This is a genomic window from Candidatus Cloacimonadota bacterium, from assembly GCA_011372345.1.
Classification (GTDB): Bacteria; Cloacimonadota; Cloacimonadia; order Cloacimonadales; family TCS61; genus DRTC01.
Map to the genome: position 1 here is coordinate 1 of DRTC01000400.1, position 1,750 is coordinate 1,750.

Annotated in this window: 2 protein-coding genes; both read right to left on the reverse strand. The window is 37.4% G+C overall.

What is annotated here, in order from left to right; all coding sequences use genetic code 11:
• Positions 1–379 precede the first annotated feature (379 nt).
• Positions 380–1,444 (reverse strand): ACR3 family arsenite efflux transporter, encoded by a 1,065-nt coding sequence (gene arsB, locus ENL20_07820; protein ID HHE38468.1) that lies wholly within the window; start codon positions 1,442–1,444, stop codon positions 380–382.
• A gap of 44 nt (positions 1,445–1,488) precedes the next feature.
• A partial coding sequence (locus ENL20_07825; protein HHE38469.1) for an arsenate reductase ArsC occupies positions 1,489–1,750 on the reverse strand: 262 nt, incomplete at its 5' end.

Below are 1,750 nucleotides of genomic sequence, written 5' to 3' on the forward strand. Positions count from 1 at the left end.
AACCATGTAAAGATAGTATCAATCATTGATTTCTCTCCTGTTTCTTATAATATCTTATTTCATTTTCATCGAACAAACTTCAAAATATAGATGAAAATTAAATCTCTTTATATCTTTCAATACTGAACTCTCGTTTTTCTTGCTTTGAGAGAACTATTAAAGTTTCTTTCAATTTTGATTTACTGAAAGAATTGCTTTGTAGCGAAAAAACTCTTTTCTCAGTATCAAAACTCACTTCTTCCACATCTTGCATCCCGGCAAGATAGCTGACAATAGCATTAGGGCATCCCATTCACAGGAAATTGTTTTTTATTCCCATACCATTGATTTCAAAATTTATTGTATTCACTTCATACCTCTATTTTTTATAAGTTGTTTTTCATGTTACATTATTTGCAAAAACCGGTTTTGTTTTCAAACATACTTTTACCAGAAACAGCATTACCGGAACTTCAATCAAAACGCCTACAACAGTTGCCAGAGAAGCGCCGGAAGATAAACCGAAAAGCATCGTTGAAGTGGCAATGGCTACTTCAAAATGGTTGGAAGCTCCGATCATCGCAGCCGGAGCAGCATTTTCATACGAAATTTTCAGAAGCTTAGCAGCGATGTAACCGATCGTGAAGATGAACAAGGTTTGAATAAGCAGCGGAATAGCGATCCAGAGAATTGTTAGTGGATTTTGCAGAATAATTTCGCCTTTAAATGAAAATAGCAATACCAAAGTTATTAGTAGGGCAATGATAGAAACTGTGCCGAGATGCGGCAGGAATTTTTCTTCGAAATATGCTGTTCCTTTATGAGCAATAATCCATTTTCGTGAAAAATAACCTGCTACAAGTGGAAGAGCAACATAGATGAGAACGGACAAAATAATAGTTTGCCAGGGAATCGGCATATTGTTTTCACCCAGCAAAAAACCGCCGAGAGGAGCGTATAAAAGCAACATCGTTAAGGAATTGATGGCGACCATTACGAGAGTATGTCCCATATTTCCTTTGGAAAGCCAGCTCCAAACCATAACCATTGCAGTGCAAGGAGCAATTCCTAAAAGTATAGCTCCCGAGATATAACTTCGGTAAAGCTCAACTTCTTGCCCTGTTTTCACGATTTCCGTTCCTCTTATCAATCCCATCTTGAAGAACAAGGTCAGGAAAAATGTAGCGATAAAAAACATGGTGAACGGCTTTATCAGCCAGTTAATAACAAGAGTCAGAATTACAGGTTTAGGAGTTTTTCCTGCTTTAATCACTTCTCCAAAATCAATTTTCACCATAATCGGATACATCATAAAAAACAGGCAGATCGCAATCGGAATCGAGATTTGATAGAAAGAAAATCCGTCCAGAGTTACAGCAACTTGCGGAGCAATTTTACCAAGTGCGATTCCTGCTCCGATGCAGAGAACAACCCACAAAGTGAGATATTTTTCAAAAACATTCATCTCGCGAGCTTTTGCTTTCTTCTCGGTAACTTCACAAAATTGACTCAATTTTCCTCCCTGAAATTTTGAGAAAATTCATCTATTTTTGCTTTGATCTCATCACGCACTCTTCTAAATATTTCCATAGATTTCCCGTGCGGATCATCAAAGCTAATGTGAAGTCTATGCGCTACCTTTCCTGTAAAAACCGGACAAGATTCTTTGGCTCCGTCGCAAACGGTGATCACATAATCAAATTCATTATTTAGATATTTTTGCACAGCTTCCGGTTTATGAGAGGAAATGTCAATTCCCACTTCTTTCATC

Coding starts and splice junctions, on each gene's coding strand:
- arsB (HHE38468.1), bottom strand. CDS start 1,444: ATGAATGTTTTTGAAAAATATCTCACTTTGTGGGTTGTTCTCTGCATC.